A 21,464-nucleotide genomic window follows, 5' to 3' on the forward strand; every position below is an offset into this window, starting at 1 on the left:
TCTGGAGAATGTCAAGAGCGTCAATGTCATCTGAGTGGGGTGTTGACCTTTGTGGCGATTGCGGCGCGTCTGCCCGGTCATGCCCGCCACGCCGACAGTCCACCACGGGCAGACAGGCGGGGATACGGTCCTCCGTCATGAGCTACGATCTGATCTTCGTGCCCCGCGGCGACGACCAGTCCTGGGACGACGTGCTCGACACCGCAGGGGAGACCGACAGCGACGAGCGTCCCAGCGACGACGCGTGGGCCCGACTGCTGGCGGCAGCACGGCAGCTGCTCGGTGAGGTGTCCGTCTTCGAGGGGACCCACAACTACGAGTTGACCCATGACCCGACGGGCATCCAGGTCACCTACTACGCCGCAGAGGCGGCGATCACGGTGCCGTACTGGTACCGGGGCGCCGAGGCGCGCGCGGTCGTCACGGCGATGTACCACCTCGGCGCAGCTGTTCAGACGGCCACGGGCCTACCCGGATACGACCCCCAGGTGCAACTGCCGCTGTCGGACGCCGCCGCGCAACCGGAGCGTGCCGCGCGGATCTTCGACGAGGTGGCAGCGTCGTTCGCGACACGAGGGATCTCCAGCCCCAGCAACGACTGACCGACCCGGTGACCGCCCAGACCCGCACACGGTCGCGGGTCAGGGCCTCCACGGCGGAACCGTTCCGCGGAGGCCCTGACCCCTACTGGCGACCCTGGACGGCTACCTCACAGGCGCGGATCCCGGTCGATCCCACGGAACGCGTCGACGATCTGCCCCAACGTCAGCGACTCGCGAAGCGGCGGGCACACCGACACCAGGGCGCTGCGCTCATCCGGCGCGGCCAGCCACTCCCGCAGCAGCCGGCTCTTCCCGATCCCCGCCTCGCCCTCCACCAGCACGATCGCCGGCGGCCGGGACACCGCGCTGCGAAGCGCCACCAGTTCCCGATCACGACCCACGCAGTTGCGGAGTGGAAACCGTCGACGGGGTCCGTCGCCCTCGGGCGAGGCGTCGAGCATGCGTGATGATCTCTCTTCGGTGTTCAGGCGCAACCACCCTCTCGTGGCGGCCGCACCGTCGTCAGGTCTGCGGCGCAAGGCGACCCACCACCCACCGGTCGGTCCGCGGCGGGGCGGCGACATCGGTCGAATGACCTACAAGCGACCGACCATCGACGGTGCGGTGTCCGGCCTGTTGTCATTGCCGGGCAGGGGCGGTCGGGGCTGCCGCGGCCCGTGACCGCGCTTCCCACGGGCAGCCGCCCCGCCGGATCGGCAGGCAAATGACTGATTCGACGTCGACCTGTGCCGGCCGAGCATGGAGCCGGCCGGGACGTCGACGGTTCACCAGCGCCGCGGCCCGCCACGATCGCCGACTCACCCGATCCGTTCCAGCCACGCCGGCGCGGCAACGAAAGGACAAACCTCATGAACACCACCGGGCAGGAAATCAAGAACGTCGTACTGGTGCACGGCGCGTTCGCCGACGGCTCCGGCTGGCGGGGCGTGTACGACAACCTCACGGCCCGCGGCTACCGGGTCACGATCGTGCAGAACCCGCTCACCTCACTGGAGGACGACGTCGCCGCGACCACCCGCGTGCTCGACCTGCAGGACGGCCCGACGATCCTCGTCGCCCACTCCTGGGGTGGCACCGTCATCACCGAAGCGGGCCTACACCCGACGGTCGCCGGACTCGTCTACGTCTCGGCACTGGCACCCGACGCCGGCGAGAACACCACCATGCAGTACGAGGGATTCGCCCCGACGCCCGACTTCATCATCGACGTCGGCAACGACGGCTACGGCTTCCTCAACCACGACACGTTCCAGGCCGGCTTCGCCGCCGACGCCAGCGATGCCGACGCCGCCTTCCTCCGCGACACGCAGGTGCCGATCAACATGTCGGCCTTCGGGACGCCGGTCAAGCACGCCGCCTGGCGCGACAAGCCGAGCTGGGCCGTCATCGCCACCGACGACAAGGCCTTCGACCAGGCGATGCTGCAGCACATGGCCAAGCGCATCGGCGCCGAGATCACCAACGTCCCGGCCAGCCACGCCGTGTTCATGACGCAGCCCGCCGTCGTCGCCGACGTCATCGTGACCGCCGCACAGCACGCCGGCTGACCCCGGACCACGTCACCCCGGGCCGGCTCACACGCGACGTGCGCCGGCCCCGAGCAGCTCGGAGTGCGACCGCATGTCCGTCACGCCCGGGCTCTTCGTCGCGGGACTCGGCGGCCTCCAAGGCGCCGACGACGCCACCGCGGCCCCCGCAAGGCGCCACCACCGTACGGGGTAGCGCCGTCAGAGGCGGCGGGTACGGTTGTCGATGGCCGGACGGCGCGGGGCGTCGGCCGGGCGACAGCGATGCAGCGGGGAAGGAGCGGGTGTGACGCGGCGCAGAGCCCTGGTGGTCCGAGGCGGCTGGGAGGGACACCGGCCGGTCGAGGCGACGGACCTGTTCATCCCGTTCCTCGAAGGCAACGGATACACGGTACGGGTGGAGGGGTCGACGGAGATCTACGCCGACGCCACCGCACTGGCCGACACCGACCTCATCGTGCAGTGCATGACGATGTCGCAGATCACCGGCGACCAGGTGGCCGGCCTGGCCGCGGCGGTCGCCGCCGGAACGGGGTTCACCGGCTGGCACGGCGGCATCGTCGACTCCTTCCGCGCCTGCTCGGACTACCTGCACCTGGTGGGCGGCCAGTTCGCCACCCATCCGAGCGTCCCGCCGTGCGATCGGCGCGGCGGAGAACAGGACGCCTTTCTGCCCCACTCGATCACCATCACCGACCAGGGGCGGCAGCACCCGATCACCGCCGGGATCGAGGACTTCGACCTGGTCACCGAGCAGTACTGGGTGCTGCACGACGACCTGATCGACGTCCTGGCCACCACCACCCACCCGACCCGGGAATGGCAGCCGTGGCACCGGCCGGTCACCTCACCGGCGATCTGGACCCGACACTGGGGCGCCGGGCGGATCGTCGTGACCACCCCCGGACACAGCCTCGACGTGCTGGAACACCCGTGCGTGCGGGCCGTCATCGAAAGGGGAATGGTGTGGGCGACCCGCACGGCGTCGGCATCGTAGGTCTCGGGTTCATCTCCCGCGCGTACCTCAGCACCCTCGCCGACCATCCCGCCGTGCGCATCGTCGCGGTGGCCGACATCGACGCGGCGCGGGCCGTCGCTGCCGCCGCCACGATTCCCGACGCCGAGGCGCTCAGTGTCGAGCGGCTGCTCCACCACCCCGACGTGACGACGGTGCTCAACCTGACCATCCCGGCGGCGCACGCCGAGGTCTCGGGCGCGGCGATCGACGCCGGCCGCAACGTCTTCGTCGAGAAACCCCTCACCGCCACCTTCCCGCAGGGCCGGTCGATCATCGACCGGGCGGCGTCGGCCGGCGTACGCATCGGGTGCGCGCCGGACACCGTCCTGGGCACCGGTACGCAGACCGCCCGAGCGGCGATCGACGCTGGACTGATCGGCCGCCCACTTGCCGCATCGGCCGTCATGGTCACCCCCGGACACGAGCGCTGGCACCCGCATCCCGACTTCTACTACGCCCCCGGCGGCGGCCCACTGCTGGACATGGGGCCCTACTACATCTCGGCGCTGGTCCACCTGCTCGGGCCGGTCCGGGCGGTGATCGGGGCCGCCAGCCAACTGCGTGACTCCCGGACCATCGGCTCGGGCCCCCGCCTCGGGCAGCGGATCCCGGTCGAGGTGCCGACCCACGTGACAGGGGTGCTGGAACACGTCGGCGGTGTCCTGACCACGCTCACGACCAGCTTCGACGGCGTCGCCACGACAGCCGCACCGATCGAGGTGCACGGGGATGCCGGCACCCTCGCCGTACCCGATCCCAACAACTTCGACGGCACCGTCCGCCGTCGCGCGCTCGGCGACCCCGAGTGGCGTGCCCTCGCACCGCAGGCCGGCTACGTCGCCGGCTCCCGAGGGGTCGGCCTGATCGACCTGATCCGGGCCGACGAGACACGCCCACCACGGGCCAGCGGTGACATGGCGCTGCACGTACTCGACATCATGACCGCCGTGCTCCGGTCGGCCACCGAGGGCCGACGGATCGAACTGACGACGACGGTCGAGCGCCCCACACCCGTCCCGCTCACCCCGACCGAGGACTGGCTCTCCGCCCCCGAACGTCGACAGGCGGTCACATGTCGGGGCTGACCAGCCCGGTCTGGTAGGCGATGACGACAAGTTGGGCCCGGTCACGGGCACCCAGCTTCGCCATCGCCCGGCTGACATGGGTACGCGCGGTCGCCGGGCTGAGGAACAACTCGCCACCGATCTCGTCGTTGTTCAGACCCCGCCCCACCAGCGCCAGCACCTCCCGTTCCCGGTCGGTGAGCACCGCGAGCCGCTCCCGGCCCGAGTCGGCGGCCGTTCGCCGTGCCGTGAACTGGCCGATGAGACGTCGGGTGATCCGTGGTGCGAGCAGCGCCTCCCCTGCGGCGACCACCCGGATGGCGTGCAGGAGTTCGGCCGGTCCGGCGTCCTTGAGCAGGAAGCCACTGGCACCGGCCTGTAGAGCGTCGAAGACGTTGGCGTCGGTGTCGTAGGTGGTGAGGATGAGGATCCGTACCCGCTCCAGCCCACGCATCCGGCTGATCTGGGTCGTGGCCCCGATACCGTCCAGCTTCGGCATCCGGATGTCCATCACGACGACGTCCGGGCGGGCGCGGCGGGCAGCCTCCACGGCTTCGGCGCCGTTCGTCGCCTCACCGACCACGGTGATGTCGTCCTCCAGGTCGAGCAGCAGCTTGAACCCGGAACGCACCAGCTTCTCGTCGTCGGCGAGCAGCACCTTGATCTGCGACTCTGCCGTGTTCACCGGCGTGACCCGTCCGGTGCGAGGGGCAGCCGGGCCCGGACCTCGAAACCTCCGCGCGGCGTCGGCGCGGCGTCGAGTTCCCCGCCGAGCAGCTGGCAACGCTCACGCATGCCCACGATCCCGCGCCCAGGCTCGGCCGCCATGTCCGTACCGTCACCCGGCGGAGGGGTGCGGCGGCCCTCGTCGGTCACCCGAACCTCCAGGGCGTCGACCTCGGCGCTCAACACGACCGTCACCCGCGTCGGACCGACATGACGGATCACGTTGGTGAACGCCTCCTGAAGGATGCGGTAGGCGGCACTGTCCACCGCGCTCGGCAACGACGAAACGGGTGAGGCCGCCTCGACCGTGACGTCGAGTCCGGCCTCGCGGGCCTTGGCGGCAAGCTCGTCGACCTGCTCCAGGCCCGCCTGCGGCACCCGACCGTCGTGGTCGTCACGCAGTACGCCGAGAATGGTCCGCATCTCCCGCAGCGCCCGGGCGCTGGTCAGCTCGATGGCCCGCAACGCCTCCCGGGCCTGCTCCGGTCTCTTGTCCAACACGTGCGCGGTGACTCCGGACTGGACGTTGATGATGGCGATGGCGTGCGCCACGGTGTCGTGCACCTCCCGGGCGATCCGCAGCCGCTCGGCGTCGACCCGCGCCCGCGCTGCCTCCTCACGGCTGCGTTCGGCCAGCTCCGCACGCCGCTGGGCGTCGGCGGCGATGACCCGCCGGGACCGGACGGATTCACCGAGCGCCGCGCTCATCACCGACGCGCCGATGCGGAAGAACACCCACCCGATGGCGGCCCGCGGCTCGATGTCCGCCGCCGCGACCAACCACCCGACGGCGAGCACCGTGACACCCACACCGGTGATCACCAACGACCGACGTCCGTCACCATAGGCGGCCAGCGTGTACAGGGCGACGAACAACCCCAGCCACCCGGGCGCGTCCGGGAAGTCGAGACCGTAGTACACCAGGCTGGCCAGCGCCGCGGTGACGAACACGGCCACCGGCCACCGGCGGCGCACGACCAGGACCAGACCACTGACCACCAGCAGCGCGTATCCGAGGTTCCCGAAGTCGGTGAGCGGCCGTGGCGCACCCTCGACGGCGACCTTGGCGACCGTGCCCTGCACCTGCATCACGGTGACGAAGAGCGCGAGCACCACGTCATGCGCCACCATCCGCAGGGGACGCGACCCGGCTCGGTGTTCCATTCCGTGAACCTACCGCCGGCACGCATGGTCATCACTGCGCACAACCGCGCGACCGGCTACGACGACCGGCGTAGCAAGCCCCGAACCGGCTACGCCCACCTGCGTAGCCGGTGCCATCCGTCGCCGGAGGCCACGGCACCCGCACCGCCGCGACGATCGGAACGTCCCCCGGAGCCGACTGCGTCGGCCACACACCGACTGCGGTGGCGCCGCACCAGCACGACCACCGGGCGGTACGCCCCGGCCACCGGACCCGGACAACATCCGTATCGCCGTCAAGCTGATCAGGAGAACGACATGAGCTCATCGAGGATTCGACAGGTGCTGACCGTCACCGCTGCCGCCGTGATCGGAGTCGTCGCACTCGCCGTACTGCTCGGCGCGACCGGGCTCGGCGGCCCGGCCGCCGCCGACGGACCGGCGGCAGCCATCGACGCGTACGACCTGACCAGCGGGCGACTCGTGGGCCTGGTGGGCGCACTGGCAGCGCTGGCTGGTGTGGTCGTCGGCGGGCTGGCCGTGACCCGCCCCCGCAGCCGCATCGGCACCGGCACCGGGCAGCTCGGGGCCACCATCGCCCTGGTGGCGGGGCTGATCGGGGTGGTCCTCGGCGGATACGTGGTGGCCGCCGCCGAGGGTGGACCCGGCACCGGCTACGGAATCGTCGGCGGCGTCGTGGCCCTGGTGGTGGGTGTGGCAAGCCTGGGACTCGGCGGGCTGGCCATGGCGCGCTCCCGGCGTGCCGGTGAGTCGCAGGGGTCGCGGTGAACGGCAGCACCGCTCATCGGGTGGGCGGCTCGGGCGCGGGAGTGTCCGGTGGGCCGAGTCGGCTGATGTCGTACCCGTCGGGGTAGGTCCTGGTGTGGATGCCGTCGTAGCGCCCTGTCATCGGCGGTCCTTCGCTGCGGCAGGCCTGTGATCGACTCCGTTTCGCCGTAACGGCGGAATGCGGGGCGGCGGGAAACCACCGTTTCGGCGAAACGGCGCGCGAAACGGCGCGCGTCACGGCTGGGTGTCGGTCGGTAGGGTGGCGCGGTCGGCGGCCTGGCGGCCGGACTCCCAGCCCTCGTGGCTGTCGACCCGGCTGGCCCGGGCGCGCACGGTGTGCGGGAAGACCTGCCGCATGGTCTCGCGGATCTGCTCGTCGCGGGAGGCGAGCACCGGCAGCAGGTCGGCCGGGTCGCTCACCCCCGTTCCGCCGCTCCCGGCGGTGACCTGGGCCAACGCGCGCTGTGCCGCGTCGGTCAGCCGTTCGTCGATCCGGACGGCGAACGCCACCAGGAAGGACTGCCGGAACGCTTTCAGGCGGTTCCGGCCGGCCTTGCCGCCCGGTGGCTCGGCCCGGGCCATCGCTCGGTGCGCCTGCACCAGCAGGGAGGTGTAGAGCAGGTCGACCGCGTCGATGTCGGTGTCGAAACCGAAGACGGTGCTGAACGCCAGGTCCGGTGACGACACCGTGTGGCAGCGGTTGGCTCGGGCGACGACATCCAGCAGGGACGCCTTCTCCCGCTCGTGCGGATGATCCACGCCGATGCGCCGCGCGTACGGCACCACCGGCGTCGCGTCACCGCCCCGGGCGGCCAGCAGGGCCTCGTCCAGGCTGTGCCGGGTGACCAACTCCTGGGCCTTGGCGGTGTACGTCTCCGCCTCGGCCGGGAAGGTCGTGGACTCGGCCTTGGCGAGCAGGGCGCGTACCCGGTCCAGCAGTCGGGCGTCGATCCGGGAAGACCCGGCACCGCCCGACCCGCCGACCGGCGGGGGAGCGGACCCGGGCGGGGGCACGAGCACCTCGATCGGCGGGAGCGCGGCCAGGATGACGAGCAGACCCAACAGCAGATCGAGTACGGCCACCCGGTCGAGCCGCCAGCGGGCGGCAAGCTCGTCGACGTACGTCGCGTCGCCGGTCCACCAGACCTGCGCGCCGAGAGCGTCCGCCTGCGCCAGCCACCGCCCGTCGACGGCGTCGCGGGGAAACTGTCGCAGGTGCGCGGCGACCGCGTCGGTCACCAGTTCGGCCTGGCGTGGCTGACCCCGTCGGGCGACCACCCGGTGCACCTCGGCCGGCTGCCACCCGCCCCGCCACAGCCGCGCGCACGCCTCGTCCTTCGCGGCCACCAGCTCCGGATCGACCTCGGTCGACCGCGTCACGGCCAGGGCGTCCAGCCCTGATTCGTAGTCGATCGCCCCGGCGAGAACCGCCCTGATCCGCTCCCGCACCGATGTCACCAGCCCAGGCTACGGAGTCCGGGCCGGGCCTTCCGGCCAGTGGCCGGATCAGCGACGGTGGTCACTTCACCCCGAGCGCGACAACACCCGACGGCGCTGTCGCCCGCCGCCCGGAGACGCCCCCGAGCGGCGCGATCTGCCCGCACTGAGTATCCGTACTCAGCTATGCCGACGTACCCGTACTCAACGGCGGCGACATCGATGAACTGCACCCGTTCGTCAGGTGGCGAAGGCTTGATCGCTGCCCCTATCGTCAGGCCCGGCCAAGGAGTCCGACGAGACGAGGAGCACCATGAGCCTGGCAGCACCCACGATGACGGCAGGCCGTACCGGACCGAGTAGCGGTACCCGGATCGGTATCGGATTCGTCCTGCTGCTTCCCGCCCTACTCGCTCTCGCCTGGTCGTACCTGCTCCCCACCGTGCAGGCCGTGTGGCGCTCGACGCAGCGTGATCAACTGCTCGGCCCGGCGGAGGGTGTGGGTGCTGCCAACTACGAGCAACTCTTCACCCGGGGATTCCTCGGTGACCTGGGCTCGGCCCTGCTCCTGGCGCTGGTGCCGTTGCTGTTGGCCCTGCTGGTCGCCCCGGTGCTGGCGCTGCTCGCCGACCGCGCCGGACGCCCGGCCCGGCTGGCGCTGCGGGCCCTGGTCGTGCTCCCGGTCGCCGGGTACGCGCCCGTGGCGCTGCTCATCGGCTGGCGCCTCGACCGGATGGAACCCGGCACGATGCTGGACCGTCCCCTCGCGACCCTGGTGGAGTTCACCGCGGTCACTGGCGCCGGACTGGTCGTGGCGGTCGCCACCACGGCCTTCCTCAGCACCCTCCGCGGCCGGCCGCACCGCCGCGACGCCCTGCCGGCCGCGCTGACCGTCGCCGGTCTGCTGGTGCTCGGCATCATCGCGGCCACCCTCCAGACCTTCACCCCGACGCTGATCACGGGCAACAGCCGTACCCCCCTGACGTACGTGGTCCTGCAGTCCCTGCAGCAGATGAACCTGGGCGGCGGCTCCGCCGCAGCGGTGCTGCTGCTGCTCCCGCTGGCCCTGCTGGGCCTGGCCGCGACGGCCCTGCTGCTGCTCACCAGGGTCCGCATCGAGGTGGTCGACAAGGCTGTCACCCACGGCGAGCAGCCGTACGGCGCGGTCAGCAAGTCCGGTCCGGTCACCGAGTCCGCTCCGGCCCTCGAGTCGACCGGTGACCGGCAGGCCCGGATCGGGCTGGCGGTCGCGGGGGCGATCGTGGTCGCCGTCATGCTGTGGGTGGCCTGGCCGTGGCTGCGCCGCAGCCTGCGGTTCACCAACGAGACCGTGCCGATGCCGTCCCCCGACCTGAGCGGCATGCTGACGGCGACCTGGCTGCCGACCCTGCTGTCGGCGGTGGTCACGGTCGCGGTAGCGGCGGCCGCCGGCTTCGCCATCGGGGGACTGCGTCCCCTCGGTCGGTTCAGCGAGCTGCTCCTGCTGCCCTTCGCGCCGTGGCTGTTCGTCGGCACCGGGCCGCTGGCCATCGAGTCCTACCTGCGGGCCCGCGACTTCGACCAGCTCAACACCTTCCTCGGGCTGGTGCCGCCGGGCTGGGTCAGCATTCCCGCGTTGTTCCTGTTCACCGTGCTGTTCCGTGGGCTGGAACCCCGGTGGCGGGCGGGCGCCGGGTTCGGGCGCGCCATGCTCGCCCCGGCGGCGCCAATGATCGTGCTGGTCGGGCTGGTCACCTGGCTGGTCACCGCCGGACAGGTGCTCTGGCCGACGCTCGTGGCGTCGACCCCGACGCTTCGACCGGCGCCGCTGGAGGCCCTCATGGTGTACGCCCGATGGGGAATGGCCAGCGACGAGTTGGCGCTCGGCGCGGTTCTGCCGCTACCGATGATGCTGATCTTCCTGGTCGCGTTCGGGTGGCTGCAGGTGAAGTACCTCGACCGGTTGGCCGTACGAGTCGGGCGATGATTTCCCGGCGAAGGGTGCGTTTCTCCGGGGACACGACGACCATGTAGCTATGTTCAGTACTCTTCGGACACGGAAGATCGTGGCCGCCGGCGTGATGCTGGCGGCCACGATCGCTGTCGTACCCGCATCCGCCGCAGCGCAGCCCGGACCGTCCGCCGACAGGCCGGACCGCGCCGAGTTACGCGCCGCGCTCACCGCAGTACCCGAAGCCGGCGTGCCCGGCGTCCTGACCGAGGTGCGCGAGGGTCGGCACGACTGGCGAGGCGCCGCCGGCCAGGCGTATCTGACCAAACCTCGACCGATGCAGCCACAGATGCGCCACCGCATCGGCAGCATCACCAAGACCTTCGTCGCCACCACCGTGCTGCAACTCGTCGACGAGGGACGGTTGGGCCTCGACGACCCGATCGGCACATGGCTCCCCGACACCGTGCCGGGGGAGCGCGGCGACCAGGTCACCGTCCGGATGCTGCTGAACCACACCAGCGGCATCGGCAACTACACCAACGCCATGATCGACTCGTACGCGTCGATCAACCAGATGCAGGTCACCACGTACGCCCCGGCGGACCTGGTCGCCACCGGCCTGGCCATGCCGCCGACCGGCGCGCCCGGTGCGACGTTCAGCTACTCCAACACCAACTACGTCCTGGCCGGACTGCTGATCGAGGCGGTCACCGGCAACGACGCCCCGGCCGAGGTGCAGCGGCGCATCCTGCGGCCGCTCAAGCTCACCGGGACGAGCTTCCCGGGCACCGATCCGACGATCCGTGGTCCGCACAGCGGCGCCTATTTCGCCCCGTTCGGCGCACGTGACCTCAGCGAGTTCAACATGAGCTGGGGTTGGACGGCCGGCGAGATGATCTCCACCATGGCGGACCTGAACACCTTCTTCCGCGCGCTGCTCGACGGAGACCTGCTCAGCCCCGCCACCCTCAAGCAGATGCTCGACGGGGTGCCGATGCTGCCGGGGCTGCCCGAGGCCGGCACCTACGGTCTCGGCATCTACTCGCTGCCCACCCCGTGCGGCGAGTTCGTGGGGCACGACGGTGCGGTGTTCGGTCACCTGACCTACTCGCTGCACCGCCGCGACGGCACCCGCCAGGTGTCCTCCGGTATCAACATCAGCCACTACCAGGTCGGTCTTCCCGACCCGCACCCGTTCGACATCGCCTGGCAGACCTTCCTGCTCACCGCGATGTGCCCGACCAGCGACGTGAGCAGCCGGTCAGCGGAAGCGGTGCCGCAACTGCCGAGCGTGACCCGGATGCCGGGCAACGACGCGCCGGTGGCGGCGCCCTAGGGCGACTGACGGCGTTGCGGGCGGCTGGACGGCGTCACCTCGTGCAGGGTGACGGCGTCCAGTCGGCCGTCGGCCAGCTCGGCGGTGAGATACGTCGGCTGCGCCGCTCCACCTCGTCGAGCAGCCCGACCGACCCGGGTCAGCCCGGCACCGCGGCCAGCGACCGGAGCAGTTCCTCGCCGTCGGGCCACGGACCGAACCCGGTCTTGGAATCCAGGTGCCCGACCGCGCCCGCGTCGAACAGCTCCGAACCCCAGTCCCGCGCGTACGCCTCGAACTGCGCGAAGGTGGCGTTCGGATCGGTGCGGCTGGCGACCAGGATCGAGCGGAAGGGCAGGGGCTCGCGTGGCACGTGGTCGATGACGACATCGACGCTCTCGCCCGGGCCGGGTCTCCAGTCCGGATCCAGGTACGGCGGTGTGACAAGCAGAGCGGCCCGGACGGGACCGATGTGCCGGCGGGCCCAGACGGCGACGGTCAGACATCCCGCGCTGTGCGCCACCAGGATCACCGGCTCCGGATCAGCGCTGATGGCAGCGTGCAGCGCGGCGACCCGTTCGGCGGCGACGTACGGCGGCCCGGGCGGTTCCGGCGCCCACTGGAACTCCGGACGGTCCCTGACCCACCTGCGCGACCAGTGGTCGGGCGCCGGCACACCTCGACCGGGCACAACCAGGTGACGCGTCACGCTCGGCAGCCGTTTCCCGAGGTCATGGCAGCAGCTGCCCGGGCGGGAGCTGCCGGATGGCGTCGCCCACCCGGATCGTCGCACCGACGACCACCCGGGCGTTGAGGCCGCGCAACCGCAGTCGCTGACCTTCCTCCGTCCACACGACCTTGTGGGCGTCGCGTCCGAACCGGGCGGCGAACTTGGCGCAACCGTTGTGCGGCTGGTCGGTCACCTCGATGACCGCCCGGTCGCCGATCGCCAGGCGCGTACCGGCCGGCAGCGCCTCGACGCTCAGGTCCAGATCGACGTAGAGCTGATCCCCGGCCAGCGCCCAGGCGTCGCGATCGGCGCCGGCGATCAGCTCGATGAACCGGGAGTTGATGACGTTGAGCTGCATGTCGGGGTGCGGTGACCGATCGGGTGTGCGTTTGCTGGGTCGTTGACCCCAGCTGTCGCCGAGCAGCCCGACGCCCGCGTCCAGTTCGGCCTCCGACAGCACCTCGCGGGCGTCGACGGCCGGCCGGCGTACGGCCAACGCCAGGGTGCCGGACTCCCGGGGTGACTGCCGCACCAGGTGCAGCCCCGCCATGATCTCGTCCATCGAGCGATGACGTACGGCGACAGAGTTCTCCATCGTTCGACTGTCCCTCATGCGCATCCACGACGTCCAAACAGTTTCGCCACCCGAGACCCCGCCCGCAGGCACCTCGTCACCAATCCACGCCCCCGCGACGAGTTGATCGTGACCGGTATCGTGGCCGGGCCGGCCGCGGGACTTCGGTGCGACTTCCGGAACCCGCCTCTGAAGCGATGCTTCGCAGTTCGTGCCCCCATTCCCCGGCCGGCACCCAGGTGACGAGAGAAGGTGCAGTCGCAGTCATGTCGCGGGCGGATCGGATCGCGTGCGAGGACGTGGTCATGTTCGTCAACGCCGCGATCACCTCGACGGCCCAGCGCGAGTTCCGCTCCACCGCCGCCGCGCAGCGCCTGTCGTTGGACTTCCTCCACGAGTACGTCCTGGGCAACTACCGCGACCTGTACGCCGCGACCCTCGCCCTGGACGTCAACCAGCTCAACGCCGCCCTGGTCGTGACGAACCTGCTGCGCACCGCCGGGGAGGCCAGCCGCGAGCAGCGCGCGCGGGAGGGGCGACTGATCGCGGCACGGCTGCGGACCCTGCCACCACAACGGGTGTACGGAGTGTTCCGCGACCTGCGCCGGCTGGGAATCAACAACCGGCGTACCCGCGCCATCGTCCGTGACTGGGTGGCGGCCCGGCCCGACCCGGCCTTCGACGCGGTCAAGTACCGCCGCTCGTTGTCCGTCGCCGCCCGGCACGCCCACCTGCCACTTCCCGGCGAGGTCGGCACGGTGCTGTTCGACTGGCGTCGACCCAGGCGCTACGAGACACCGATCCTGGAGGCGTGGCGGCGCGCCCATTACGACCAGCGGGCCCTGTACGAGCTGCCGTACACCGTCGCCGAGGGACTGGCCGCCCAGCACGGCATCGACCGGGCCCGGTTCCTGTCCGGCATCGCACCCCGGCTCACCGCCGGTGAACGGCTGCGGTTGCAGGGTGCCGCCGTACGGCACAAGGTCGACGGCGTCGCGACGGACCTCGCCACGGCACCCCTGACCCGGCTGGCGAGCTACGCGCTGTCACTGCCGCGTCCGGAACGGCTCCGGCGTCGCGACGAGCTGACCGGTGCGCTTCGGGCCGCCGCGCGTCGCGCCGCCCGCCGGCAGGCGGGCACCTGGGGCCGGGTGGTGGCCGTCCTCGACGACAGCTACTCCGCCGCCGGCTCCGGGACCAAACGTCGCCGGCCACTCGCCGTCGCCCTGGCCACCCACTATCTGCTGGAGGCCCTCGCCGCCGACTTCACCGGGCTGTGGCTGCACCACCGTGGCGATCCGCTGCTGGTCCACCCCGTCGGGGCCACCGGGCTGGGCGTGCGCCTCCTCGACGCGCTCGAACGTCGTCCCGACCGGCTCGTCATCGTCTCCGACGGCTGGGACAACGCCCCACCCGGACAGGCCGCCGAGGTGCTGCGGATCTGGCGCACCCGCCTCGACCCCGACCAGCACACCAGCATCGTGCACCTCAACCCGGTCTACGACGCCGACACCTTCGACGTACGCCGCCTGGCCGACGGGGTGGCCACCGTCGGGGTCCGCGACGCCGAGGACGCCGCCGCGCTCGTCGAACTGGCCCGCTTCGCCACCGGCCGCGCCGGCTTCGACGAGCTGCGCCGCCACCTCGCCGACCGGGTCGAGCGGTTCCTCGACGACCAGGAGGCAGTGTCGTGAGCACCGTCATCGAGGGCATCGACCTGACCGGGCTGACCGCCGGCCCCGCCCAGACGTGGGGCGCGATCCGCCTCGTCCCACTCCTGCGCCGCGACCCCGTCACCGACCTGCGCCTGCACGCCCGGCTCCACGCCCCCGACGCCCTGTCGATCGTCCAGACCGCACCGCGTACGGCGTACATCTCGTTCATCCCGCACGCGTTCGTCGCCACCTGGACCACCGACAGCACCCCGGCCGCCGCCTACGGCACCCAGCTGCGCGACAGCGCCGACACCGAGGTGTCGGAGGGGATCCGGCTGGTGTTCCGCCGCCGCATGGCGCGCCGGGAGGACCGGCAGCGGCTGCGTTTCCTGCCGCTGCACCTGGCCATGGAGGGTTACCTGGCGCTGCAGTTCGGCGGCCCGCCCATCGCCTGGCAGGAATGGACCCGCCAGGCCGTCACCCGTGGCCTGTCCCCCCGGGTGGAGGCCGGCTACACCGGTGCCGCCATCGCCGGCCTCGACGACGCGCTGCGCGTCTTCGAGATCCACCCCGACCAGTGCGGCATGGTGCTCTACGTCGCCGACGCGCTCACCGCCGCGTTCGTCGTCCCGCACCCGGACGACTACCGCGCCCTGCATCCCACGCTGCTGCAGGACTTCTACGGCGATTTGCTGTTCCACTACGCCCACCTGTATCCGGCCGTACCGGATTTCACCGTCCGGCTCGACGACACGGCCATCACCAGCGTCGCCGACCTGCGCGCCCAGCTCGCCCGGGTGGACGCCGAGTGGCAGGGCTTCCACGCCCTGCTGGCCGGTGGGCTGCTCGCCGCCGGACGGCTCACCGTCACCCCGGTGCACCGGATGGGCCGCTTCACCCTGGCCCGGTTCCTGCCCGCCTTCGACCCCGATACCGACAACCACATCGGCGAGGTCATCACCGACGAGACCGGCCGGTTGGCCTACCTCAAGACGTTCCGGCTGTCGGCTGCGCAGACCCGCCGCGGGCATCTGCTGTCCCAGCTCGCCGCCCACGACTGGAACCTCGACAGCACCGCCACCGTCCTGCGTACCGACCGCGACGGGGTGGTCCAGCGTCTCGACCGGGCCGGTTTCGGCCACCTGCTGCGCCCCGACATCATCGACGCCTGCCGCAGGCGCGCCCGGCAGTCGCGGGGCGCGCCGACGGCCGGCGACCGGCGGCAGTGATCGGCAGCCTGCGCCGGCGATCCGGTCCGCCGGTCCCTGGTCAGCTCAATGTGAAGGTCACGTCGTCGACGTCGAAGGCGGTGACACCGTTGCCGGCCGTCTCGCTGGCGAGGAAGCTGACCGTCGCGGTGCGCTCGGTCGTCGCCGTCCCGGTGGCCATGGTGTGCTCCCGCCACTGCGACCCGCCGTCGAAGGCCAGCGAGAACCTCGTCTTCGGGGGGATCCCGGTGACCGCCAGCCCGACGTTCAGGTAGTCGCCGCGGCTGGTCTCCGTGGTGAGGGTCCGGACCCAGAACCGGACCGTCAGGTCGCAGTTCGCCGGCACCGTCACGTCGGTACGCAGCAGGTCGGTCCGGTTGACGTCCAACCCGGCGAAGGTGGCGTACGCGCGGCCGGTGTGGGCGGGCCGGGCTGTGTCGCCGAGTACGACGATGCGGGGGCCGGCGGTCCAACCGGTGGTGCCGCGCTCGAAGCCCGGGTTCGGGTGGATCTGCCCCCGGCAGGGCGCATCGGCTGTCGGGGGGCGGTGGGGTGCGCTGGCCGTGGTCAGCAGGAGCAGGGCAGCAGAGGCGAGAGTGACGAAGGTCTTCATCGGATCTCCCCGTGTCGAGTATCCCTGAGGTCGATTCCAGATCGACGATGCTCGATCGGTGTTCCCGCGTCAAGCCTTTCCCGTTGTCGGCTCCGGCAGGTCAGGTAGACGGTGCACCGACCGAAGATCCCTCGCCGCCAGGTCGATGCTCTGACCCGGGAACTTACGGTGAACGTAGGGGTGCGAGCTGCACGGTCCAGGTCCGGGCGGTTCCGACGACGGCGATCGCCCGGCAGAGGAGATCGCAGCCCAACTGAGGGCTTCCTTCCGCGAAACCGCGATTGATGATGCTGATCGCTCTCGGGTGGTCGCCTGATTCCAGGGCATTCTCCAGGGCCGTGGTCAGGACCTTGGCGAGCACAGAGTGAAAGCTTTCCGCCCCTTTTTCGCGAAGATTCTTGATGGGCCTGCGCGGCTCCGGTGAAGAGACCGCCGATGGGGCCAGTGCGAAAGTCATGTCCTGCTCCTGTGCCGGAGGGCCGCCCGAAATAGCAGCACCCGAGACTGGAGGTCAGCCAGACCTCCGATGGGTTGCCTCACGACAACGCTGGTCACCGCCCGCAACGTGCCGTTATCCGTCGGCACGTCCGAAGTGCCGGTGGGCGCGGACACAAACGGTGACCCACCGCTCCACTGTACGCGCACCACGCGGTGCCACCGTCACGTCAGCCGTCCCCACCTCACTGGCTCCAACGGCCAGTCGCCCGCACGTCGTCAAATTCTGTGCTACGGTTGCCTCGTTGCAGTTTTGATTTCCGTTGACGTCTCGGCGCCTGATGGGTTAACCAAAACCCGTCCAGGTGCTTTTTTCGTTTTTCGTGTCGTTCCCGACGCGGGTCATCAACGCAGCGGCACGCGAGACCGCACAGTGCGGTCTCCCACAGCCTGCGAAGGAGCAGACATGGCTACTGGTACCGTGAAGTGGTTCAACGGTGACAAGGGCTTCGGTTTCATCAGCCAGGACGACGGCGGCGCCGACGTTTTCGCCCATTTCTCGGCGATCTCGGCGAGCGGCTTCCGCAGCCTCGATGAGAACCAGCGCGTCCAGTTCGAGATCACCCAGGGCCCGAAGGGCCCGCAGGCGTCGGACATCCGCTCGCTCTGATTCACGCTTCGTCAAACGGCGGCCTGACTGGTTCAGCAGGCCGCCGTTCGGCGTTTCCTGCGTCACCTGTCCAGGTTCGTTCCTGCCACCCTGGCCGCGGGATCCTTCATCGCCGACGCTACCGCGGGCGATCCGTCGTTGATCAATGCGGTCGGCTACGCCATCCCGGGCGCTATCTTCTTCCTCGTCGCGGCGATCCGCCTCGGCCGTGCTGCGAAGGGGAGCTGACATGACCGAGCTGGCGTACGACGTCGTCGTGATCGGCGCGGGACCGGTCGGGGAGAACGTCGCCGACCGGGTCGTGCAGGGTGGCCTGACCGCCGCCATCGTCGAACGGGAACTGGTCGGCGGGGAGTGCTCGTACTGGGCCTGCATGCCGACCAAGGCGTTGCTGCGCAGCGGGTCCGCGTTGCGCGCGGCCCGCCAGGTGCCGGGGGCGCGTGAGGCGGTGACGGGAGACCTGGACGCGGCGGCGGTGCTGGCGCGGCGCGACTCCATCGTCGCGAACTGGCGCGACGACGGGCAGGTGTCCTGGCTGGAATCGGCCGGGATCGCACTGCACCGAGGCCACGGACGGCTCAGTGCCGCCAAGGTCGTCGAGGTGACCGACGCCGACGGCGCCACGACGACGTTGACCGCGCGGCACGCGGTGGTCGTGGCCACCGGCAGCAGCTCTCGGATGCCGGACATCCCGGGCCTGCGCGCCGCAGCGCCGTGGTCCAGCCGCGAAGCCGCCGCGGCCACGTCGGTTCCCCGCCGACTCGCCATCATCGGCGGCGGCGTGGTGGCGACCGAGATGGCCACCGCGTACGCCACACTCGGGTCCTCGGTGACGGTGCTGGCCCGCGACGGCGTGTTGCCGTCGGTGGAACGGTTCGCCGCCGAGCAGGTCACACAGTCGTTGCGCGAGGCCGGTGTGTCCCTGCACCTCGACGCGGAGGCCGTGTCCGTGCACCGCGACGACGCCGGCACCGTCCACGTCGACACCAGCCAGGGCGAGCGGGTCGAGGCCGACGAGGTCCTCGTCGCGATCGGCCGTACGCCGAACACCCAGGACATCGGACTCGACACCGTCGGCCTGACGCCCGGTGACTGGCTGACCGTCGACGACACGATGCGGGTCGTCACCGTCGGCGACTGGCTCTACGCCGCCGGTGACGTCAACCGGCGGGCGCTGCTCACCCACCAGGGCAAGTACCAGGCGCGCGCGGTCGGCGACGTCATCGTGGCCCGCGCGAAGGGCGAGAAGGTCGACGACGGCCGGTGGGGCCGGCACGTGGCGACGGCCGACGAACGTGCGGTGCCGCAGGTGGTGTTCACCGACCCTGAGATCGCCGCGGTAGGTCTGACGGCGGCCGCGGCCGAGGCGGCAGGGCTGCGGACCCGGGTCGTCGACTACAACCTGGGTGCGGTCGCCGGCGCCACCCTGCACGCCGATGGCTACCAGGGACAGGCCCGGATGGTCGTCGACGAGGACCGCAAGGTGATCGTCGGCGTCACCTTCGTCGGCCCGGACGTGGCGGAGCTGATCCACGCCGCGACCGTCGCCATCGTCGGTGAGGTTCCGTTGGACCGGTTGTGGCACGCGGTTCCGGCGTACCCGACCGTCAGCGAGGTGTGGTTGCGGCTGCTGGAGGCGTACGGCCGCTGACGCCAGCACGTTTCCCGGTCCGACCGAGCGGAATCGCTGATGCATGCGGCCCGAACTCCTTCGCGGCGCGCCGGCGCTCAGTGTCGGACGGCTACGCGCCCTGTCCCTGGTTCTGCATCAACCCGCCGTCCATGAAGTACGTCGACCCGGTGACGTAGTCGGCGTCGTCGCTGGCCAGGAAGACGGCGAGCTTGGCGATCTCCTCCGGCTGCGCGGCCCGCTTCCAGGGGATGGACTGCACCTGCTCCTCCAGGTACTTCGGGTCGTCGATCGCCTGGTGCTGGATGAACCGCCGACAAGCAGAGGAACATCCCGTACAGGTTGGTGCGGATGGCCCGGTCCCAGGTCGCGGTGTCCAGGTCGGCCACCGGGATGCCGAAGGCGTCCACGCCCGCGTCGTTCATGAGGATGTCGAGGCGGTCAAACTCCCCGAGGGCCTCGTCGAACATCGCCTCGACCTGATGCTCGACGCTGATGTCGCCCTGCACCACGACAGCCCGCTGACCGGTTCGCTCGATCTCGGCCTTGGTGTGGTTGGCACCCGCATGGGCTCACGGCCGGTTGCCGGATTCGACCTCGCCGATGATCCAGGCGGCGTTGATGATTCCGATGTGGGACAGCGCCTGGGGGAAGTTCCCGATCAGGCTGCCGTCGCGGCGGTCGATCTCCTCCGACAGCAACCCGAGGTCGTTCGCGTGGCCGGTGACGTTCTCGTAGACCTGCTTGGCCTCGTCGAGTCTGCCGGCCCGCGCCAGGGCCTCGGCCAGCCAGTACGAGCAGATGATGAAGGCGCCTTCCGCACCGGCTCCGGTCCAGCGTTGCAGGAGGTCGTCGCGCCCCAGTTCACGTCTGATCGCGTCCACGGTGGCCACGACCCGGTCGTCGTCACCGGGAAGAAACCCGGTGATCGGCATGACGAGCAGCCCGGCGTCGAGGTGGTCGGAGCCGAACGCGCCGGTGAACGCCTGACGCGAGTCGTTCCAGCCCCGGGTCAGGATCGCCGCGCGGATCTGGTCCCTCGCCTGCGACCACCGGGGCACCCGTGCCTCGGCGTCCAGGGTCGACGCCAGTTTGATGGCCCGGTCCAGCGCCACCCAGCACAGCAACTTCGACGTCAGGTAGTTCCGCTCGCCCTCGCGTCCCTCCCAGGTGCTGGAGTCCGGCTCCTGCCAGGTGTCGGCGGCCCGGTCTGCCAGGGTGCGCAGCAGGTCCGTGGCGGCCGGTGACAGGTCTCCGAGTTCGTCGCGCAGGACCAGGGCGCACTCCAGTGGCTCGCCGAGGACGTCGAGTTGCTTCTGCTGCCAGGCGTTGTTGCCGACGCGTACCGGTCGGCTGTTCTGGTAGCCCTCAAGGTGTTCCAGGGTGTGCTCGGTCAGGTCCCGTTCGCCACCCACACCGAACATGATCGGTACGTGGTCCGTGGCGCCCACCGATCCGATGGAGGCGGCCATCCAGTCGAAGAAGCGGTTCGCCTCGTGCGGACAGGCACCGACCCACAGCGCCCTGAGGGTGACGCTGCCGTCGCGGAGCCAACCGAACCGGTAGTCCCAGTTCGCCGCCCCGCCGACCTGCTCGGGCAGCGAGGTGGTGGCGGCCGCGACCACCGCACCGGTGGGCTGGTAGGTCAGCGCCTGAAGGACCAGTGCGCTGCGCCGGACGTGTTCGCGGTACGGGCCCTGGTATTCCTGGTGCAGGCGGTCCCAGGACTGCCAGGCGGCGACGGTGTCCCGCAGCGCCGCCCGCCCGTCCAGCGGCGCGGTCGGCGGGTCGGCGGAGCGGCGGTGGTGCAGCGCGAACACCGCGCTGTCGCCCTCGGCGAGGGTGAATCGCGCGGTCACCAGTGCACCGTCGACGGCAAGGTCACGGTCGGCGGCCAGGGTCAACCGGTCGCCGCCGCCGGTGATGTCCATCCCCGCCGGCGTCTCGGTGATCGTGGGACTGACCAGCCCGTACTCCGGCCGGACCGTGACCTCGACCGCCACGTCGACCGTGCCGGTGACGGCCTCGACCTGCCGGATCAGCACGTGCGGAGAGGTGAAGCCGATGCGGTGCCCGCGTTCTCCGGCGCCGAGACTGAGGGCGTCGGTCAACCGCAGCACACCGGTCGGGGTGTGGAACTCGGTGCGGAGCACCATCGTCCCGTCGATGTAGTGCCGGGAGGTCGTGTACTGCCCGAGCGGCCGGATCGACCAGAAGCCGCCGGTGGCGCCGATCAGCCGGGCGAAGACGCTCGGCGCGTCGAATCGGGGCGGGCACCACCAGTCCACGGCCCCGTCCGAGGAGACCAACGCCGCGCCCTGGCAGTCGCCGAGAAGGGCGTAATCACTGATCACGGCCATGTTCGCTCGTACCCGTGGTCGCGCTGCCCATGCCCGCGGGCCGGGGTGGCAGCGGCTACGACGTTTGTTGCGCGT

General features: G+C 71.0%; 20 protein-coding genes and 1 pseudogene. 11 read left to right on the forward strand and 10 right to left on the reverse strand.

Annotated features, from left to right (window positions below; genetic code table 11):
* Nucleotides 1-137 precede the first annotated feature (137 nt).
* Nucleotides 138-602 (forward strand): hypothetical protein, encoded by a 465-nt coding sequence (locus JMF97_RS23615; protein WP_203223505.1) that lies wholly within the window; start codon nucleotides 138-140, stop codon nucleotides 600-602.
* Between the two features lie 107 nt (nucleotides 603-709).
* On the opposite strand, the gene JMF97_RS23620 is transcribed toward JMF97_RS23615, so the two are convergent.
* Nucleotides 710-943, reverse strand: a complete 234-nt coding sequence (locus JMF97_RS23620) for an ATP-binding protein (protein WP_307817082.1) — start codon at nucleotides 941-943, stop codon at nucleotides 710-712.
* A 468-nt stretch (nucleotides 944-1,411) separates the two neighbouring features.
* Here JMF97_RS23620 and JMF97_RS23625 point away from each other — a divergent pair, with 468 nt between their 5' ends.
* The 3 genes from JMF97_RS23625 to JMF97_RS23635 all read left to right on the forward strand — a co-directional run bounded on the left by JMF97_RS23625 (nucleotide 1,412) and on the right by JMF97_RS23635 (nucleotide 4,192).
* Entirely contained in the window at nucleotides 1,412-2,110 is a 699-nt protein-coding gene (locus tag JMF97_RS23625; RefSeq protein WP_203223506.1) for an alpha/beta fold hydrolase, read from the forward strand.
* A gap of 265 nt (nucleotides 2,111-2,375) precedes the next feature.
* Nucleotides 2,376-3,086 (forward strand): ThuA domain-containing protein, encoded by a 711-nt coding sequence (locus tag JMF97_RS23630; protein ID WP_203223507.1) that lies wholly within the window; start codon nucleotides 2,376-2,378, stop codon nucleotides 3,084-3,086.
* On the forward strand, nucleotides 3,056-4,192 hold the full coding sequence (locus JMF97_RS23635; RefSeq protein ID WP_203223508.1) for a Gfo/Idh/MocA family protein: 1,137 nt from the start codon (nucleotides 3,056-3,058) through the stop codon (nucleotides 4,190-4,192). Before JMF97_RS23630 ends, JMF97_RS23635 begins: the two co-directional genes overlap by 31 nt.
* Here JMF97_RS23635 and JMF97_RS23640 read toward each other — a convergent pair.
* Both JMF97_RS23640 and JMF97_RS23645 read right to left on the reverse strand, forming a co-directional pair.
* Complete coding sequence (locus JMF97_RS23640) at nucleotides 4,176-4,856, reverse strand: response regulator (RefSeq protein ID WP_203223509.1); 681 nt, start codon at nucleotides 4,854-4,856, stop codon at nucleotides 4,176-4,178. The genes JMF97_RS23635 and JMF97_RS23640 overlap by 17 nt on opposite strands.
* A complete protein-coding gene (locus JMF97_RS23645) occupies nucleotides 4,853-6,061 on the reverse strand; it encodes a sensor histidine kinase (RefSeq protein ID WP_203223510.1) in 1,209 nt (402 codons plus the stop codon). Before JMF97_RS23645 ends, JMF97_RS23640 begins: the two co-directional genes overlap by 4 nt.
* A gap of 297 nt (nucleotides 6,062-6,358) precedes the next feature.
* Between JMF97_RS23645 and JMF97_RS23650 the strand changes: the two genes are divergently transcribed.
* Nucleotides 6,359-6,829, forward strand: a complete 471-nt coding sequence (locus JMF97_RS23650; protein WP_203223511.1) for a DUF6223 family protein — start codon at nucleotides 6,359-6,361, stop codon at nucleotides 6,827-6,829.
* A 234-nt stretch (nucleotides 6,830-7,063) separates the two neighbouring features.
* On the opposite strand, the gene JMF97_RS23655 is transcribed toward JMF97_RS23650, so the two are convergent.
* Complete coding sequence (locus JMF97_RS23655) at nucleotides 7,064-8,287, reverse strand: DUF2786 domain-containing protein (RefSeq protein WP_307817083.1); 1,224 nt, start codon at nucleotides 8,285-8,287, stop codon at nucleotides 7,064-7,066.
* Nucleotides 8,288-8,579: 292 nt separating this feature from the next.
* Here JMF97_RS23655 and JMF97_RS23660 point away from each other — a divergent pair, with 292 nt between their 5' ends.
* Complete coding sequence (locus JMF97_RS23660) at nucleotides 8,580-10,232, forward strand: sugar ABC transporter permease (RefSeq protein WP_203223512.1); 1,653 nt, start codon at nucleotides 8,580-8,582, stop codon at nucleotides 10,230-10,232.
* Nucleotides 10,233-10,311: 79 nt separating this feature from the next.
* Nucleotides 10,312-11,535 carry a serine hydrolase domain-containing protein gene (locus JMF97_RS23665; RefSeq protein ID WP_203223715.1) on the forward strand — a complete coding sequence of 408 codons (1,224 nt, stop codon included), beginning with the start codon at nucleotides 10,312-10,314 and terminating at the stop codon, nucleotides 11,533-11,535.
* A gap of 139 nt (nucleotides 11,536-11,674) precedes the next feature.
* Here JMF97_RS23665 and JMF97_RS23670 read toward each other — a convergent pair whose 3' ends face one another.
* Nucleotides 11,675-12,307: an RBBP9/YdeN family alpha/beta hydrolase gene (locus JMF97_RS23670; protein ID WP_307817084.1), complete on the reverse strand. Its 633-nt coding sequence runs from the start codon at nucleotides 12,305-12,307 to the stop codon at nucleotides 11,675-11,677.
* On the reverse strand, nucleotides 12,246-12,839 hold the full coding sequence (locus tag JMF97_RS23675) for an MOSC domain-containing protein (RefSeq protein ID WP_203223514.1): 594 nt from the start codon (nucleotides 12,837-12,839) through the stop codon (nucleotides 12,246-12,248). The genes JMF97_RS23670 and JMF97_RS23675 overlap by 62 nt, the downstream gene beginning before the upstream one ends.
* Nucleotides 12,840-13,084: 245 nt before the next feature.
* Between JMF97_RS23675 and JMF97_RS23680 the strand changes: the two genes are divergently transcribed.
* Nucleotides 13,085-14,512 carry a hypothetical protein gene (locus JMF97_RS23680; RefSeq protein WP_203223515.1) on the forward strand — a complete coding sequence of 476 codons (1,428 nt, stop codon included), beginning with the start codon at nucleotides 13,085-13,087 and terminating at the stop codon, nucleotides 14,510-14,512.
* Nucleotides 14,509-15,702, forward strand: a complete 1,194-nt coding sequence (locus JMF97_RS23685; protein ID WP_203223516.1) for an ARPP-2 domain-containing protein — start codon at nucleotides 14,509-14,511, stop codon at nucleotides 15,700-15,702. Before JMF97_RS23680 ends, JMF97_RS23685 begins: the two co-directional genes overlap by 4 nt.
* 40 nt (nucleotides 15,703-15,742) lie before the next feature.
* On the opposite strand, the gene JMF97_RS23690 is transcribed toward JMF97_RS23685, so the two are convergent.
* Together JMF97_RS23690 and JMF97_RS23695 are read right to left on the reverse strand one after the other, a co-directional pair.
* A complete protein-coding gene (locus JMF97_RS23690) occupies nucleotides 15,743-16,294 on the reverse strand; it encodes a hypothetical protein (RefSeq protein WP_203223517.1) in 552 nt (183 codons plus the stop codon).
* A 163-nt stretch (nucleotides 16,295-16,457) separates the two neighbouring features.
* Complete coding sequence (locus tag JMF97_RS23695; protein ID WP_203223518.1) at nucleotides 16,458-16,751, reverse strand: hypothetical protein; 294 nt, start codon at nucleotides 16,749-16,751, stop codon at nucleotides 16,458-16,460.
* Between the two features lie 444 nt (nucleotides 16,752-17,195).
* Here JMF97_RS23695 and JMF97_RS23700 point away from each other — a divergent pair, with 444 nt between their 5' ends.
* Entirely contained in the window at nucleotides 17,196-17,399 is a 204-nt protein-coding gene (locus tag JMF97_RS23700) for a cold-shock protein (RefSeq protein WP_013733277.1), read from the forward strand.
* Between the two features lie 229 nt (nucleotides 17,400-17,628).
* Nucleotides 17,629-19,050, forward strand: coding sequence for a dihydrolipoyl dehydrogenase family protein (locus JMF97_RS23705; protein WP_203223519.1), 1,422 nt, complete (start codon nucleotides 17,629-17,631; stop codon nucleotides 19,048-19,050).
* A gap of 91 nt (nucleotides 19,051-19,141) precedes the next feature.
* Here JMF97_RS23705 and JMF97_RS23710 read toward each other — a convergent pair.
* Nucleotides 19,142-19,598 (reverse strand): annotated as a pseudogene (locus tag JMF97_RS23710) (SDR family NAD(P)-dependent oxidoreductase); the annotation flags it as partial.
* 3 nt (nucleotides 19,599-19,601) lie between these two features.
* Complete coding sequence (locus JMF97_RS23715) at nucleotides 19,602-21,389, reverse strand: glycoside hydrolase family 15 protein (protein WP_203223520.1); 1,788 nt, start codon at nucleotides 21,387-21,389, stop codon at nucleotides 19,602-19,604.
* Between the last annotated feature and the right edge of the window lie 75 nt (nucleotides 21,390-21,464).

The organism is Micromonospora fiedleri (assembly GCF_016774385.1).
GTDB lineage: Bacteria > Actinomycetota > Actinomycetes > Mycobacteriales > Micromonosporaceae > Micromonospora > Micromonospora gifhornensis.